The organism is Methylobacterium fujisawaense (genome assembly GCF_014138435.1).
Taxonomy (GTDB): Bacteria; Pseudomonadota; Alphaproteobacteria; order Rhizobiales; family Beijerinckiaceae; genus Methylobacterium; species Methylobacterium fujisawaense.
The window spans coordinates 1-16,131 of sequence record NZ_JACJIM010000013.1 but is presented as its reverse complement, the minus strand read 5'-3'; the positions used below and the strand labels follow the sequence as shown (position 1 = coordinate 16,131).

The following is a 16,131-nucleotide window of genomic DNA, read 5'->3' as shown; positions in this document are numbered from 1 at the left end:
CGACGGGCCGACCGCGGCGCTTTCGTGCCGCGAAGCCCGCGATCCGGGCCGGCGGCCGCCGATTCACGTAACCGGCGCTCGGTTCTGCGGTCTCCGTACGCTTGGGTTTGCGGGCGCTTGTCAGGCGCGCGTGGATCGGCGCTGCGACCGCATCGGAGTGGATTTTGGCATCGCCCAATCAGCTATGCCGCGGCGCGGCTGGCCAGGTAGCGGCGCCAGCCGCCGAACTGCGTGATGTCGGCGGCCCCCGCGACGCCCGCCGTCTCCACCAGGAAGCCCTTCGGCGCGGTCCCGTCGGCGAGCCGCAGGGTGCCGATCCCGAGCGGTTCCGGGATGGCCGCCACGAAGGCCCCGAAGGCGGCGGGCGGCAGGGCCCAGACCTCCGTCTCGATCGCGCCGCCGTCGCCCTCGGCCACCCGGAGCAGTCCGGGACGATGCGGCGGTCCGCCGGGCAGGGCGTAGAGGCGGTACTCCGGTCGGGTCGCCACCGTCCGCAGATACCGGGCGCCGTGCGCGGCGAGTTCGCGGTTCAGCGGCAGGCCCGACAGATGCGCCCCGACGACCGCCAGTTCGATCTCGCCGGGCCATCCGCGGGCCGGACCCGGCGCCACGGCCGGCACGGGCGTCGCCCCCGCGCCGATCCGGCCGGCCGCGGCCGCGTGCAGGCGGGCGCCCAGGGCGGCGAGGAGCCCATCGGAGCCACGCGGCGCGAGCAGGGTGATCCCCGAAGGAAAGCCGTCGGCGCGGGGCCGCCCCGGGACCGCGAGGGCACACCAGTCGAGCAGGTTGACGAAGTTGGTGTAGGTGCCGAGCTCGCTGTTCGGGCCGATCGGGTCGGCGGCCACCGCCGCGCAGGTCTGGGGACGCGGATAGGTCGGCACGGCGAGCACGTCGACCCGGTCCCAGACCGCGTCCGCGTGCCGTCGCAGATCCGCCAGGCTGTAGAGTCCCGCGAAGGCGTCGGCGGCGCTGTAGCGGCCGGCGGCGGCGATCACCGCCCGTGTCGTCGGGTGCAGGATCTCGGGGCGCGTCTCCATGATCGGCCGGATCGCCGCGTAGCGCTCGGCGACCCAGGGCCCGTCGTAGAGCAGGGCCGCGACGGCGAACATCGGCGCGAAATCGACCGGCAGCGCCGCCCCGGCGAGGGTCTCCAGATCGGCAATCGTCGCCGCGAAGGCCGCCTCCGAGTGGCCGTCGCCGCCGAAACGGAGGCTCGCCGCATCGGGAAGGCCCAGCCGCAGGCCCGGTGGAAGGCCGGCCGGTGCGGGCGGCACCGGCAAGGCCCGCGACCAGGGATCGGCGCTGTCGAAGCCCAGCATGACCCGGAAGGCGGCGTCGGCGTCGGCGACGGTGCCGGCGAACACGGAGAGCGTATCGAGGGTCCGGCAGGCCGGCAGCATGCCGCGGCTGGAGATTGACCCCAGGGAGGGTTTCAAACCGACGACGTTGTTGAGCGCCGCCGGCACCCGCCCCGAGCCTGCCGTGTCGGTCCCGAGGGCGAAGGCGACGATTCCGTGGGCGACCGCGACGGCCGAGCCGCTGCTGGAGCCCCCCGGCACGTAGGCCGGATCGATGGCGTTGCGCGGGACCGGGTCGGGCGTGCGCAGGCCGACGAGGCCGGTGGCGAACTGGTCGAGGTTGGTCTTGCCGATCAGGATCGCCCCGGCCGCCTGTAAACGGGCCACGGCGGGCGCGGTCTCGGTCGGGGTGTAGGCGAAGTCCGGGCAGGCCGCGGTGGTCGGCAGGCCGGCCACGTCGATGTTGTCCTTGACGGCGAAGGGCACGCCCCAGAGCGGCCTCGACACAGGGTCGAAGGGCGGGAGCGCGGCCGCCTGCGCCAGCGCCTCGGCCTCCGGCACCAGGGCCAGGAAGATGCCGGGGTCGTCAACCGCGGCGAGCCGGCGGTAGGCCTCGGCCACGACGGTGCGCGGGTCGCGGCCGTCGGCGTAGGCCGCGTGCAGGAGCGGGATCGTCGGGAAGGGCGGCACGGCGGTTCCTCGGGTCGCTGCTCAGGATTCGTCGCCGGTGGCGCGGTACCAGTCGAGGATCTCGCCCCCCTGCATGAACACCGCGTCGCTGCGCACCAGGATCGCGTCGAGCAGCCGCTCCAGCAGGCCGATCCGGTGCGGGACGCCGGTGATGTAGGGGTGGATCGCGAAGCCCATCACCTTGGCGCCGCCGAGGGGGCCGGGACCCGCCGCCTCGGCGGCGAGGCGGTCGAGGTTGGCGAGCGCCCGCTCCACGAACTCGTCGGCCCGGTGGTGTTGGATGGCGAGCAGCGGGATGTCGTTCAGCTCCACCGAGTAGGGCAGCGCCACGAGGGACCCCGTGCGTGTCGCCACCCGACAGGGCCGATCGTCGACCACGAAGTCGCCGACATAGTCGACGCCGGCCGCGTGCAGGTGGTCGGGCGTGTCGAGGGTTTCGGTGAGGCCCGGCCCCAGCCAGCCGCGCGGCGGACGCCCCGTGGTCGCGGTGATCGCCGCGATGGTGCGAGAAATCATCTCCGGCTGGTCCTCGACCCGGTGGGTCGGAACCTGATGGAAGCCGTGGGCCATGAACTCCCAGCCGGCCGCATGGGCGGCCTCGGCGATGCGGGGATAGGCCGTGCAGACCGAGCCGTTGATCGACAGGGTCGGGCGGATGCCGCGGCTGGAAAAAGCCTCGAGGAAGCGCCAGAAGCCGACCCGCATCCCGTACTCGTGCCACGCCCAGTTCGGGATGTCCGGGAGCAGGCTCGCGGCGGTCGGCGGCACCAGGATCTGGCGCGGCATCGGATGGTCGATGAGCCAGTGCTCGACATTGACCACCGGCCAGACGGCGACGTGCTTGCCCCCGGGCAGGGTCAGGCGCGGCCGGTCCACGGCGGCGCGGTAGGCGAGCCGGTTCTCGGGCCGGCGGGGATTGTCGGGGGCGGTGTCCATCAGGCGGCGGCCCGCGGGGCGTGGTGGCTGTGGAGCTGGGCCGCGAGCATCCGGCGCAGGTCGTTGAAGGCCGGGCTCGACACGTCGCGCCGCCGCGGCAGCTCGACCGGATGGATCGCCTCGATCCGGCCGGGGCCGGGCGACATCATCACGATGCGGTCGGCGAGAAAAATCGCCTCCTCGATGGCGTGGGTGACGAACAGGATCGTCAGCCCCGTCCGCGACCAGAGATCGAGCAGCTCGTCCTGCAGCCGCTCGCGGGTCATGGCGTCGAGCGCCCCGAAGGGCTCGTCCATCAGCACGACCTCGGCCTCATTGGCGAGCACCCGCGCGATGGCGACCCGCTGCTTCATCCCGCCCGAGAGCTGGTGCGGGTAGGCGTCGGCGAAGGCCTGGAGGCCGACCAGGGCGATGTAGCGCTCGGCGGTGTCGCGCACCTCGGCGGCGGGCCGCCCGCGGGCCTTCGGGCCGAAGCCGATATTGTCGCGCACGGTGAGCCACGGGAACAGGCCGTAATCCTGGAAGACCATGCCGCGGCTCGGCCCCGGCCCGGCGATCGGCTTGCCCCACATCAGGGCCTCCCCGGCGGTCGGGGCCTCGAAGCCGGCGGCGACCCGCAGCAGCGTCGACTTCCCGCAGCCCGAGGCGCCGAGCAGGCATACGAACTCGCCGCGTCCCACGGTGAGGTTCGCCTCGCGCAGGGCCTCGGTCCGGCGGACGCCGGCCGCGTAGGTCTTGGAGACCGCCCGCATGTCGAGGATCGGGATCGTCGGATCAGCCATGATTGGGGCTCCAGGCGAGCAGCCGGCGGCCGAGCTGCATGACCAGCCAGTCGGACACGAAGCCCGCGACCCCGATCACCGCCATGCCGCAGATCACGATCTCGGTGCGCGAGAGCTGGCGCGCCTCCATGATGATCGCGCCGAGGCCGGTCTGGACCCCGGTCATCTCGCCGACCACGATCACCACCCAGGCGAAGCCGAGGCCGAGCCGCAGGCCGGTGAAGATCGATGGCAGCGCCGCCGGCAGCACCACCCGGACGAACTGCGCCGGGCCGGTGCAGCCCAGCATCGCGGCCGCCTCGAACAGGCGCGGCTCCACCGAGCGGACCCCGAACACGGTGTTGACCAGGATCGGGTAGAACGCCCCGAGGAACACGAGGAAGAAGGCCGAGCGCGGCCCGAGGCCGAACAGGATCATGGCCAGCGGCAGCCACGCGGTGACCGGGACGGGGCGCAGCACCTGCAGGACGGGGTCCAGCAGCGCCCGGATCAGGGGCACGCGGCCGATCAGCAGGCCGAGCGGCAGGGCGGCGGCGGCGGCCAGCGCGAAGCCGCCATAGACCCGGCTCAGCGACGCCGCGAGATGGGTCCAGAGCGTGCCGCTGAACGCGTCGTCGTTGACGCCCCCGACGGCGAGGTCCCGCATCTCGGCCCAGACCTCCGCGGGGGGCGGGATTAGGCTGTAGGGCCGGCCCGCGGTAGTGACCTGCCAGACCGCGACGAGCACGGCCGGCACCACGCAGGCGAGGGCCAGCCGGCGCAGGTGGGCGAGCCCGGCCCCGGCCCGGCCGGCCCCGCGGGCCGGGGCCGGCGTCACCGGCGCCGCTGCCGGCAGGGCGCCGGCCTCGATGCCGGTGCTCACGCCCGCCCCAGCGCGTCGACGAAGCGGGTGTCGATGAAGCCGGGCTCCGGCAGCCGCTTGATCTGCTTGAGCGCCAGCATGTGCTGCGCGTAGGCGTCGGCCTGCCGGACCTCGTTCGGCCCGAGGCGCCAGGTCAGCTCGACGTTCGGGGCCGAGAGTTCCAGCGCCTCGCGCTTCTGCCCGAGCTTGGCCACCGCCATGGCGATCATCGCGTCGCGGTCGCCGGCCGCGAAGTCCGTCGCCTTGCGGTGGATCTCCAGCATGGTCCGGACGAGGTCCGGCCGCTCGGCCAGCGTGTCGCGGTGGGCGCCGAACACCATGTTCAGCGCGCCCATCTCGGTGCCGTAGGGGTACTCGACGAGCTGGCCGACGCCCGAGGCGAGGCTGACGCCGGGCCCCGGCTCGGCGCCGACATAGGCGTCGACGTCGCCGCGGGCGAGCGCGATATGCATCTCCGAGAAGGAGACGCGCACGGGGGTGATGTCCTTCACGGACAGCCCCTCCATGCGCATCCGCTCCAGGACGAAGACCTCCTGGGTGCTGCCGGGCCAGATCGCGACGCGCTTGCCGCGCAGGTCCTTGATGGCGTGGATCTCGGAGCCCTTCTTGGCGATCACCGCCATCCCGCGGTTGCAGGTGGAGGCGATCACCACGAGTGGCTCGCCGGCGGCGGCGCCCAGCGTCGCGGCGGCGATGCCGAAGGTGCCGAAATCCACCGACTTGGTGACCACGGCGTTCTTGCACTCGGTGGGGCTCTCGAAGGGCACCACCTCCACGGTCACGCCCGCGGGGGTGAAGCGCTCATAGAAGCTCGGCGCGATCGAGTGGATCAGCTTGAGCGAGCCCATCCGGATCGTGACCGGCGTGCCCGCGGCGCGTGCCCGCGACAGGGGGCCGAGGGCGAAGCCGGCCCCGAGACCGGCCAGGAGGGTGCGGCGGCGGATCATCGAACGGCTCCTGCAGGGTCGCTATCGCCGTGACGCTAGGTGCGCTCCCTGTTGCAAGGAAGTGCTATTTTCTGAGCGTGTCGTTGCATCTTCGGCAACGGGGGCGCACGATGCCGGCGTGAAGCATCTGCGCACCGTCACCTACGTCGCCGAGGTCGCACGTGCCGGCTCGATCCGGCGCGCCGCGGAGCGGCTGAACCTGACGCCCTCGGCCCTGACGCGGCAGATCCAGGATCTCGAATACGAGCTCGGCACGCCGATCTTCGAGCGCCTGCCGCAGGGGATGCGGCTCAACGCGGCCGGCGAGCTCTTCGCGCGGCACATCCGCGACCAGGTGGCGGATCTCGACCGCGTGAGGTCGCAGATCGCCGATCTTTCGGGGGTGCGCCGCGGTCACGTGTCGCTCGCCTGCAGCCAAGCCTTCGTCACGCAGGTGGTGCCCGAGGAGGTCGAGGCCTACCGGGCCCGGTTCCCCCAGGTCGGCTTCATGGTCCAGGTCCGCGATCACGCGCAGGCCGTGACGGCCCTGGCGGCGTTCGAGGCCGATCTCGCCCTGATCCTGCAACCACCGCCTTCGGCGGAGCTGCATCCGCTCTTCTCCGGACACCAGACCCTCTGCGCGCTGATGCGCACGGGGCATCCGCTGGCGTCGGAGACTGGGCCGGTCCGGCTGCGCGACTGCCTCGGCCATGCCCTGGCCCTGCCCGACCACTCGCTCGCCATCCGCCATCACATCGAGCACGCCCTGGCCCGGCGCGGGGTCGAGCTCCGGCCGGTCGTCGAGTCGGGCTCGCTCGAATTCCTCCGCAACCTCGTCCTGCGGGAGGATCTCATCAGCCTGCAGATCCCGAGCGGCATCCCCCAGGACCCGCGCCTGCACAGCCGCCCGATCGATCTCCGCGACCTGACGCCGATGACGCTGGTCCTCGCGCAGTTGCGCGGGCGATCGCTCTCCGTCGCGGCGGCGAAGTTCGCCGATCAGCTTGTGGTTCGGCTCAACCGGGAAGCGGTCTGATGCGGCGCACGCCCTGAGGCCGGCGCGTCACCGCTCTCCGCGCCCGATCAGGGCGCGCCCGCTTCGGCCGTGGCGAGGAAGGCCCGCACGGTGTCGCGGAGAAAGGTGGCATCGGCCGGGTTGATCGACGGGTTGCCGGCGCGGTGGCCCCAGATGCTCGGGATCGGCTGCAGGACGGCGTCGCGCAGATGCGGCAGCTCGGCGGCGTTGTCGGCGACGCGGAAGTAGAGATCCGTCTCGCCCGGCATCAGCAGCAGCCGGGCGGTGATCGCGTTGAGCGCCCGGGTGAGATCGCCGCCGTAGCGCGGGTCGCGGCTGATGTCGCCCGCCTCCCAGGTGCAGAGCTGCGCGTAGAGATCGGCCGCAGGGCGGCGGGCGAAGCGTTCCTCCCAGTCGGTGCGCAGGAAGCTGTCGAGGTCCGGGGCGCCGAGCGCGGTGCGGTGGAGGTCCGCCCGGTAGAAGTCCTGGCTGAGCGCCCAGCCCGCATAGATGCGTCCAAAGGCCCGGAGGGCGTCGGCCGGCTCGGCCGAGAAGCGGCCCCCGCCGCCATGCTCCGGCGCCGCCTCCAGCACCGCCATGAGGCCCTTCAGGAACACGCGGTTGTGGGTGGCGGTGCGGGCGCTGCCGCAATTGATCACCGCGCGGGCCACGCGGTCGGGGAACAGGGCGGCCCAGTGATAGGCCTGCTGGGCCCCCATGGACCAGCCGTAGACGGCGTGCAGGCGCTCGATCCCCCACATCTCGGCGAGCAGGCGGCGCTGCGCGTGGACGTTGTCCCAGGCGGTGACGAGGGCGGGCCAGTCCGGGGTGTTCGACGGGCTCGACGACAGCCCGTTGCCGAACATGTCGGGGATGACGATGAACCAGCGGTTGGGATCCAGCACCCCGTCGGGGCCGATCAGCCATTCGAGGTCCGGATGCTGGGCTCCGTAGCTCGTCGGGTAGAGCACGACATTTTCGCGCCCGGGCGACAGGGTGCCGTGCGTCTTCCAGCGCAGCTGCGCGCCCGGCAGCACCGCCCCCGACTGAAGCGTCAGGTCACCGAGTTCGAAGGTTCCGGTGGCCGTCGCCCAGCCGCTCACGGGCGCAGCGTCCGCACGAAGCCGACCTGCCAGCGGTTGTCGCCCCGCTGCGGCACGCCGGGCCGCGCGCGCATCGCGGTATGGGCGTCCGGCAGGCGGTGGAACGGGATCGACGGATAGAGGTGGTGCTCGGTGTAGACGGGCATGGCCCACATGAGGCGCCGCATGAGGCCATTGGTCAAGGTCGTGCGCGTGTGGGTCGGGCCGTTGTCGTCCATCGTGGCGGCCGCCCGCTCAAGGTCGGGCCGGCCTTCGGCGCGCCCGGTGTCGGACTGAGATACACGGAAGATCTACTGCGTACTTCGGTGTAATAATTTGTGTCGGAAAAATATTTCCCCATCCCGGCGATGTAATGGATCGGTCGGTCCGAAACCTGCTTGGCACGCGTGTTGCGAACGGGCTGGACGCTTCAGGAGTCCTCTGGCTTGTCCCGCACGTCCGACGTGACCGATCTCTCCCGCCGCACCGTTCTGGCGCTTCCCCTCGGCCTCGCAGCGGCCGCGAGCGGCGCGCGCGCCGCCGAGCCGAGACGCGGGGGCACGATGGTGATGATCGTCCATCCCGAGCCCTCGACCCTGGCCCATTACGCGGTGTCGGCGGGCAATATCCCGCCGATCGCCACGCAGGTCTACGAGGGGCTCTGCACCTACGACTGGGACCAGAACCCGCAGCCGAACCTCGCGAAGTCGTGGGAGGTCGCGCCCGACGGCAAGACCATCACGTTCAAGCTCCAGGACGGCGTGACCTTCCACAACGGCAAGCCGTTCACCAGCGCCGACGTGCAGTACTCCTTTATGGAGATCCTGAAGAAGTACAATCCGATCGCGCCGGTCATGCTCGCGGAGCTGGTGGCCGTCGACACGCCGGACCCGATGACCGCGATCCTGCGGCTCGCCAATCCGGCGCCCTACATCATGAAGGCGCTGTCCGGGCGGGACCTGCCGATCCTGTGCCGCTCGGTGTTCGAGGGCACGGATGTCCTGCAGAACCCCAGCGCCAACAAGCCGATCGGCACCGGTCCGTTCAAGTTCACGAGCTGGGAACGCGGCCAATTCGTGCGCCTGGACCGCAACGAGCAGTACTGGAAGCCCGGCCTGCCGTATCTCAACCGGATCGTTGCCCGGTTCATCCCGGATGCGGCCACGCGCTCGGCCGCTATGGAGGCGGGGGAGGCGCATTTCGCCGGGTACAGCGCGGTGAACTACGCCGACCTCGCGCGGATGAAGACCAACCCGATCCTCGATCTCACGACCAAGGGCTACGAGATGACGCCGGCCCAGAGCGTCCTGGAGCTGAACGGCCGTCACCCGCATCTCCAGAAGAAGGACGTGCGCCAGGCGATCGCCTACGCCATCGACCGCAAGGTCATCCTCAAGGACGTGATGTTCGGCTACGGCCTGCCCGCCACCGGCCCGCTCAGCCGCAAGTTCAAGACCGCCGGCCTCTACACCGACGACGTGCGCCAGTACGACGTGCCGGACCGGCTGGACATCGCCAATAAGCTGCTCGACCAGGCCGGCGCCCCGCGCGGCGCGGACGGGACCCGCTTCGCCCTGCACTTGGAGGTCAATTCCTTCGGCGAGCAGTGGCTGCGGCAGGCCGAATATTTGAAGCAGGCGCTGGCCGTCGTGGGCATCGCCGTGACGCTGCGCTCCGAGGACACCGCGACCTGGCTGCGGCGCGTCTACACCAACTACGATTACGACCTGAACGAGCCGTTCCTCAGCCAGGGCGTCGACCCGGTCTACGGGCTGAACAAGCAGTTCCTCACCAGCCAGATCCGCAAGGGCGTGACCTTCGTCAACGACACCTTCTACAGCAATCCCGAAGTCGATCGCATGCTCGGCGAGGGCGCGCGCGAGCCGGATGCCGAGAAGCGCGCCGCGCTCTACAAGAAGGTCCAGCAGATCCTGGCGGAGGACAGCCCGATGATCTGGCTCATCGACGTGCAGTACGTCAGCGTCTTCAACCGGCGCCTCAAGGACCACACGACCGGCCCCCTCGGAACCCAGCAAGCCTTCGAACGGGCCTGGATGGACACGTAGTCCCGTGCGGCTCGCGCGGTTCCTCGGTTACCGGCTGCTGCTGGCGATCCCGGTGGTGCTCGGCATCGTCGTGCTCAACTTCTTCCTGATCCACCTCGCGCCCGGCGACGCGGCCTCCGTGCTGGCGGGCGAGAGCGGCGCGGCGAGCCCCGAATACATGGAGCAGCTGCGCCACAAGTTTGGGCTCGACCAGCCGCTTGCCACGCAGTTCGGCGTCTATCTGCTCAACATGCTCCACCTCGATCTCGGCTACTCGTTCCGCAACGACAGCCCGGTGGGAAGCCTGATCGTCGACCGGCTCTGGCCCACCGGGCTCCTGATGCTCACCGCCTTCGCGGCCGCGTTGCTGATCGGCACGCTCCTCGGCCTCGTGGCCGCGACCGGGCGCAACAGCTGGCGCGACGCGGTCATCTCCCTCGTCAGCCTCGTGGCCTACGCGACGCCGGGGTTCTGGCTCGGACTGATGATGATCGTGGTCTTCGCGATCCGTCTCGGCTGGCTGCCCACCAGCGGTTACGACACGGTCGGCGCCGACAACGAGGGCTGGGACGAGGTCTGGGACGTCGGCCGCCACCTCGTCATGCCGGCGGTGGCGCTCGCGCTGTTCTACCTCGCGGTCTACGCCCGGGTGATGCGCGCCTCCGTGCTGGAACAGGTCGGCATGGACTACGTCACCACCGCCCGCGCCAAGGGGCAGACCGAGGCGCGGGTGATGACCGGGCACGTCCTGCGCAACGCGCTGCTGCCGGTGGTCACCATGGCGGGCGTGCAGGCCGGCAACCTGATCGGCGGCTCGATCGTGGTCGAGACGGTGTTCGGCTGGCCGGGGGTCGGCACGCTGGCCTTCAACGCGCTCCAGTCGCGCGACCTCAACCTGCTTCTCGGCATCTTCTTCGTCTCGGCCTGCCTCGTGGTGGTGATCAACCTCGCCGTGGACCTCGTCTACGTCTGCCTCGATCCGCGGCTGGAGCTCTAGCGATGCGTACGGCTCTGGCGCGGTTCGCCCGGAACCGCCTCGCGCTCGCGGGCGCGGCGGTGCTCCTCGGGCTGGTCGTCCTCGTGGCGCTCACGCCGGTCCTCTATCCGGGCGATCCGTTCGGGCTCGTCGGTCCCGCCCTCCAGCCGCCGGGCGGCCGGTTTCTGCTCGGGACCGACACGCTGGGCCGGGACGTGGCCGCCGAGATCGCGTACGGCGCCCGCACCTCCCTGATCATCGGCCTCAGCGCGACCGGGGCGGCGATCCTGCTCGGGACCCTGATCGGCGGGCTCGCCGGCTATTACCGGGGCGGCGTCGAGGTCGCGCTGATGCGGCTTACGGAGTTCTTCCAGACGATCCCCGCCTTCGTGCTGGCGATCCTGATCGTGGCGATCCTGTCGCCGTCGCTCTTCAGCGAGGTCGTGGCCATCGTGGCCGTCTCCTGGCCCGGCATCGCCCGCCTGGTCCGGGGCGAGTTCGTGGCGCTTGGCGGCCGGGAGTTCGTGCTGGCCTGCGACGGCCTGGGCGCGGGCGACGCCCGCATCGTCTTCCGCCACATGCTGCCGAACTGCACCGCGGCGATCATCGCGGTCGGCACGCTCCTGATCGGCACGGCGATCCTGATCGAGGCGGGGCTCGCCTTCCTGGGCCTCGGCGATCCGAACGTGATGAGCTGGGGCCTGATCATCAGCTCGGGCCGCGCGGTCCTCCGGTCGGCGTGGTGGATCTGTACCTTCCCCGGGCTGGCGATCCTGCTGACCGTCCTCGCCATCAACCTCGTCGGGGATGGCCTGAACGAGGTCCTGAACCCGAGGCTCCGAGAGCGATGAGCGACGCCGTCCTCGAGATCGAGACGCTCACGATCACGCTGCCGCCCGGCGCGGACCGGCCCAATGCCGTCACCGATCTGGATCTCGTCCTGCGGCCCGGTGCGGTCACCTGCCTGATCGGCGAGAGCGGATCGGGCAAGTCGATGGTGGCCCGCGCGATCCTCGGGCTGCTCCCGGGACCGCGCGTGCGCGTCGCGGGCGGGCGCATTCAGTTCGAGGGTGCGGATCTCGCCGCGATCACCCCGCGTCAGATGCGAAAAGTCCGGGGTGCGCGCATCGCGATGATCTTCCAGGAGCCCATGACGGCCCTGAACCCGCTCCACACGATCGGGCGGCAGATAGACGAGGTCCTGCGCATCCACACGCCGCTCGGGCGCGCGGACCGCCGGGCGCGCATCCTCGCGCTGCTCGAAAGCGTCCATCTCCCGGACCCGGCCCGGCTGCTGCGCTCCTACCCGCACCAGCTCTCGGGCGGCCAGCGGCAGCGGGCGATGATCGCCATGGCGCTGGCGTTGAACCCGCGGCTGCTCATCGCCGACGAGCCGACCACGGCGCTCGACGTCACCACGCAGGCGCAGATCCTCTCCCTGATCCGCGACCTGCAGCGCGAGCACGGCACGAGCGTCCTGTTCATCACGCACGATTTCGGCGTCGTGGCCGACATCGCCGACACGGTCGCGGTGCTGCAGAAGGGCGTCCTGGTCGAGCAGGGGCCCGCGGCCTCGGTCCTCGGCGCCCCGAAGCATCCCTACACGCGCGCCCTCATCGCCGCCGTGCCGAAGCTCGTGCCGCCGCCGTGGCGCGCCGCCAGCACCGCCCCTCTGGTGGTGGAGGCAAGGGGGGTCGAGAAGACCTACGGCGCCCGCGGCCTGTTCGGGGGCCGCGTCACCCGGGCCCTCGACGGCGTGGACGTCCTGCTGCGGCGGGGCGAGACCCTGGGCCTCGTCGGCGAGAGCGGCTCCGGCAAGAGCACGCTGGCGCGGGCACTCACCCGCCTGATGCCCGTCGACGGCGGGGAGATCCTGCTTGCCGGGCACAGCGTCGCCGAACTGAGCCGCCGCCAGATGCGTCCGCACCGTCGGCGCGTGCAGATGGTGTTCCAGGATCCCTACGGCTCCCTCGATCCGCGCCAGCGCGTGGTCGACATCGTCGCCGAGGGGCCGATCATCCACGGCACCGAGCCGGGAATCGCGCGGGTCCAGGCATGCGAGATGCTGGCGCTGGTCGGCCTCGACCCCGCGGCGGCGCAGCGCTACCCGCACGAGTTCAGCGGCGGCCAGCGCCAGCGAATCGGCATCGCCCGGGCGCTCGCCATGAAGCCCGAGATCCTGGTGGCCGACGAGCCGGTCTCGGCCCTGGACGTCTCCGTCCAGGCGCAGGTCCTGGCGCTGCTCGCCGACATCAAGGCGCGGCTCCATCTCAGCATGCTGTTCGTGACCCACGACCTCCGGGTCGCGCTGCAGGTCTGCGACCGGATCGCCGTGATGCGGTCCGGTCAGGTGGTTGAGGTCGCGCCGACGTCCGAGATCTTCTTCGCGCCGAAGCACCCCTACACGAAGGCGCTGTTCGCCGCGGTGCCCGGCGCCCAATGGCAGGACCCGATCCCCGCATGACGACCGCGCAGCCCCTCTCGACGGACCCGTTCCTGCCCGGGCCGCGCGTCCGCGTCGCCGGATCCGCGACGGGGCCGCTCGCCGGCCTCACCTTCGCCGTCAAAGATCTGATCGACGTCGCGGACAGCCCCACGGCGGGGGGCAACCCGGACTGGCCGCGGGCCTACCCGACGCCGACCCGCCATGCCGGCGTGGTGCAGACGCTGCTCGATGCGGGCGCCTCGGCCGTCGGCAAGACGGTGACCGACGAAGTCTCGCTGGGAATCCTCGGCGAGAACGCCCACGACGGCACGCCGCTCAATCCGGCGGCGCCGGACCGGGTGCCCGGCGGCTCGTCCAGCGGCTCGGCCTCCGCGGTGGCTGCGGGCGCCTGCGACTTCGCCCTGGGCACCGATACCGGCGGCTCCGTGCGCGTGCCGGCGAGCTTCTGCGGGCTCTACGGCATCCGGCCGACGCACGGCCGCATCGACTTTTCCGGGATCTGCGTCCAGGCGCCGAGTTCGGACACCTGCGGCTGGTTCGCCCGGGACGCGGCGACCTTCGCGCGGGTCGGCGAGGTCCTGTTCGGCCAAGGCATGCCGGACCGTCTGCCCCACACGCTGCTCGTGGCCGCCGACGCGCTCGGCTTCGCGGACGCCGCCGTGCAGGAGGCGCTGGCCCCGCAGATCGAGCGTCTGGCCGCCCTCATCGGCAATCGCCGCGACGTGACGCTCGCGCCGCAGGGCCTGTCCGTGTGGCAGCGGGCGCAGCGCGTCCTGCAGAGCAACGAGGCATGGCAGACCTTCGAGCCCTGGCTCGATGCCTGCAACCCTCGCATGGCCTTCTCGGTGGCCCGCTCGCTGATCCAGGGCTCGATGATGACCGATGCCGAGCGCAGCGCCGCGAGTTTGATGCGGATCGAGGCAAGGGCCCGCCTCGCGCGGCTCCTGCCCCCCGGCACGATCCTGTGCCTCCCGACGACCCCCTTTCCGGCGCCGCTGCGCGGGCTGCCGCTCGGCGCGCTGCATCCGCTGCGCGAGCGGATCGCCTGCCTGACGAGCCACGGCGGCCTCACCGGCGTCCCGCAGGTCAATCTGCCGGGCGCCCACGTCGATGGCGCGCCGGTCGGCCTGTCAATCCTCGGGGCGCGCGGGACCGACCTCGATCTGATCCGCCTGGCGGTCGCCCTGGAGGGTTGAATGGACGTGACGGTGAACCGCCCGGAGATCGTGGCCGAGATCGCGGCTTTGTTCGAGCGCTACGAGCAGGCGCTCATCGAGAAGGATATCGCCGTCCTCGACGCGACCTTCTGGGACAGTCCGCACACGATCCGCTATGCGCTGGCCGAGAACTGCTACGGATTCGCCGAAATCCACGCTGCCCGCGTGGCGGCCGATCCGCCGCCGGGCGGCACCAAGGAGGCACGGATCCGGCTGGAGATCCTGACGCTCGGGAGCGACTTCGCCACCGTCAATCTGGAGTTCAAGCCGCGCGGCAAGGCCGGCATCGGGCGTCAGAGCCAGACCTGGATGCGCTTGCCCGGTCTCGGATGGAAGGTGGTGTCCGCCCACGTGTCCATCCTGTCGATCGGGACGTGACGCAGGATCGCCGGGCGCGGAGGACCGGACACATCTGGGTTCGGTCAGCCGCTCGGCGCGTCTCTGCCGCCAGCCAGTCGATGAACGTATGAGCAGGACGCAGGCGTCCGCCTCTGGACGATTGCGCCGAGGAGCTGAACGGCTGAGACGTTTTGGCAGAAGGCTGTCCGCTTTTGCGGCAAGTCCCGCACCGAAGCAGACCAGCCGCTGACGGCCCGATTTCGTCACACTTGATCGTCCTGGCACGCAAAAACGGCCGTTCGGCCTTGCGCCCAATCCGGCCGTTTATGCGCGTTCAGCACTGGCCGCGAAGCGGACATCAACCGTGCATTCGATTGCAGAAGCACAAGAAGGCTGGCATGCACCGCGCCATCGTCATATGCTGTGAATGGGCCGGCCACAGTTGGCGACCTTCAATTGAATGTTGCGGGATCGCGAGACAAACATTCGTTGGCGTCTGGTCGGATTGTCCTCCAAGAAATTAACGCGTGAAAAATACAAGTCTCTGGGAAGAATGATAAAAATCGGTCGGTGCGCCGGGGGCAAGAATTAATTACATCCAACGCTACCGCAGAGCGAATTAGTTGGATTGATCGACGAGGATGTGCTCGCAGATCCGCGCAGTATGTTAAGGGCACTTTTGGCTTCTTCATTATCAGGCTTTATGACCTGACCGGTATTTTGGACCGAGCCAATTGAGAGGCTACTGCATGGTCGCTGTCATGGGTAGCCGGAAGGCCAGATCTGGGTAGCTGACGGGCGCAGGTGGCCGATAGCCCAGCGACGAATGCGGTCGGACGCGGTTGTAGGTGGTTTGCCATAGACCAATCACGATCTGTGCCTCCTTCAACGAGTAGAAGATCTCCTGGCGTAGGCACTCGTCACGAAGCTTGCCGTTGAAGCTCTCACAGTACCCGTTCTCCCACGGGGATCCTGGCGCGATGTACTGGATCTGCGAGCCAGCTTTGGCGACCCATTTGCGCAGCGCCTTCGAGATCATCTCAGGGCCGTTATCGCAGCGGATGTGCTCCGGGATGCCATGCAGGCACATCGCCTCGGCCAGCGCCTCGATCACGCCGAGGCTGTTGATGCGTCGCGCCACCTTCAGCGCCAGGCAGGCCCGGCTGTGCTCGTCGAGGAGCGTCAGGATGCGCAAGCTGCGGCCGTCGTGGGTCCGCGCCTGCACGAAGTCGAAGCTCCAGACGTGGTTGCGGTGGAGCGGCCGTAGTCGCACACATGAGCCGTCGTTCAGCCAGAGGCGGCTGCGGGGTTTATGTCGGCTGGGGACCTTCAGCCCCTCGCGACGCCAGATGCGCTGAACCCGGTCCTTGCCCACCTGCCAGCCGCCTGTCTGCAGCAGTGCGGTGACGCGGCGATAGCCATAGCGCCCGTAATCGGAGGCCAGGGCAACGATGGCCCGGGTCAGCGCATCCTCGTCGGCCGGCACGGTCGGCACGTAGCGCTGCGTGCCGCGGTAT

General features: G+C 70.6%; 15 protein-coding genes. 7 read left to right on the top strand and 8 right to left on the bottom strand.

All coding sequences use genetic code 11. The features are described 5' to 3' along the window. Positions 1-182: 182 nt before the first annotated feature. The 5 genes from atzF to GGQ91_RS27225 are packed head-to-tail and all read right to left on the bottom strand — an operon-like array spanning position 183 to position 5,515. On the bottom strand, positions 183-1,988 hold the full coding sequence (gene atzF, locus GGQ91_RS27245; protein WP_182593254.1) for an allophanate hydrolase: 1,806 nt from the start codon (positions 1,986-1,988) through the stop codon (positions 183-185). A 21-nt stretch (positions 1,989-2,009) separates the two neighbouring features. After that, on the bottom strand, positions 2,010-2,924 hold the full coding sequence (locus GGQ91_RS27240; protein ID WP_182593253.1) for a polysaccharide deacetylase family protein: 915 nt from the start codon (positions 2,922-2,924) through the stop codon (positions 2,010-2,012). Further along, positions 2,924-3,706: an ABC transporter ATP-binding protein gene (locus GGQ91_RS27235; RefSeq protein WP_182593252.1), complete on the bottom strand. Its 783-nt coding sequence runs from the start codon at positions 3,704-3,706 to the stop codon at positions 2,924-2,926. The genes GGQ91_RS27240 and GGQ91_RS27235 overlap by 1 nt, the downstream gene beginning before the upstream one ends. After that, positions 3,699-4,568 carry an ABC transporter permease gene (locus GGQ91_RS27230; protein WP_179698038.1) on the bottom strand — a complete coding sequence of 290 codons (870 nt, stop codon included), beginning with the start codon at positions 4,566-4,568 and terminating at the stop codon, positions 3,699-3,701. Before GGQ91_RS27230 ends, GGQ91_RS27235 begins: the two co-directional genes overlap by 8 nt. Further along, a complete protein-coding gene (locus GGQ91_RS27225; protein ID WP_179698036.1) occupies positions 4,565-5,515 on the bottom strand; it encodes an ABC transporter substrate-binding protein in 951 nt (316 codons plus the stop codon). Before GGQ91_RS27225 ends, GGQ91_RS27230 begins: the two co-directional genes overlap by 4 nt. A gap of 118 nt (positions 5,516-5,633) precedes the next feature. On the opposite strand from GGQ91_RS27225, the gene GGQ91_RS27220 reads away from it, so the two are divergent. Then, a complete protein-coding gene (locus GGQ91_RS27220; protein WP_043354034.1) occupies positions 5,634-6,530 on the top strand; it encodes a LysR family transcriptional regulator in 897 nt (298 codons plus the stop codon). Between the two features lie 47 nt (positions 6,531-6,577). Here the strand turns inward: GGQ91_RS27220 and GGQ91_RS27215 are convergent, their stop codons facing one another. Together GGQ91_RS27215 and GGQ91_RS27210 are read right to left on the bottom strand one after the other, a co-directional pair. Then, positions 6,578-7,612 carry an alpha/beta fold hydrolase gene (locus GGQ91_RS27215; RefSeq protein WP_182593251.1) on the bottom strand — a complete coding sequence of 345 codons (1,035 nt, stop codon included), beginning with the start codon at positions 7,610-7,612 and terminating at the stop codon, positions 6,578-6,580. Next, positions 7,609-7,830 carry a fatty acid desaturase gene (locus GGQ91_RS27210; protein WP_179698033.1) on the bottom strand — a complete coding sequence of 74 codons (222 nt, stop codon included), beginning with the start codon at positions 7,828-7,830 and terminating at the stop codon, positions 7,609-7,611. The genes GGQ91_RS27215 and GGQ91_RS27210 overlap by 4 nt, the downstream gene beginning before the upstream one ends. Positions 7,831-8,037: 207 nt before the next feature. Here GGQ91_RS27210 and GGQ91_RS27205 point away from each other — a divergent pair, with 207 nt between their 5' ends. The 6 genes from GGQ91_RS27205 to hpxZ are packed head-to-tail and all read left to right on the top strand — an operon-like array spanning position 8,038 to position 14,653. Continuing rightward, complete coding sequence (locus GGQ91_RS27205) at positions 8,038-9,657, top strand: ABC transporter substrate-binding protein (RefSeq protein WP_051976165.1); 1,620 nt, start codon at positions 8,038-8,040, stop codon at positions 9,655-9,657. A 4-nt stretch (positions 9,658-9,661) separates the two neighbouring features. After that, positions 9,662-10,633, top strand: coding sequence for an ABC transporter permease (locus tag GGQ91_RS27200; RefSeq protein ID WP_043755366.1), 972 nt, complete (start codon positions 9,662-9,664; stop codon positions 10,631-10,633). Positions 10,634-10,635: 2 nt separating this feature from the next. Further along, a complete protein-coding gene (locus GGQ91_RS27195) occupies positions 10,636-11,463 on the top strand; it encodes an ABC transporter permease (RefSeq protein ID WP_182593250.1) in 828 nt (275 codons plus the stop codon). After that, entirely contained in the window at positions 11,460-13,076 is a 1,617-nt protein-coding gene (locus tag GGQ91_RS27190; RefSeq protein ID WP_182593249.1) for an ABC transporter ATP-binding protein, read from the top strand. Before GGQ91_RS27195 ends, GGQ91_RS27190 begins: the two co-directional genes overlap by 4 nt. Then, a complete protein-coding gene (locus GGQ91_RS27185) occupies positions 13,073-14,254 on the top strand; it encodes an amidase (RefSeq protein ID WP_182593248.1) in 1,182 nt (393 codons plus the stop codon). Before GGQ91_RS27190 ends, GGQ91_RS27185 begins: the two co-directional genes overlap by 4 nt. Next, positions 14,255-14,653 (top strand): oxalurate catabolism protein HpxZ, encoded by a 399-nt coding sequence (gene hpxZ, locus GGQ91_RS27180; RefSeq protein ID WP_182593247.1) that lies wholly within the window; start codon positions 14,255-14,257, stop codon positions 14,651-14,653. Between the two features lie 703 nt (positions 14,654-15,356). Here hpxZ and GGQ91_RS27175 read toward each other — a convergent pair. Further along, a partial coding sequence (locus GGQ91_RS27175; protein ID WP_182593246.1) for an IS3 family transposase occupies positions 15,357-16,131 on the bottom strand: 775 nt, incomplete at its 5' end.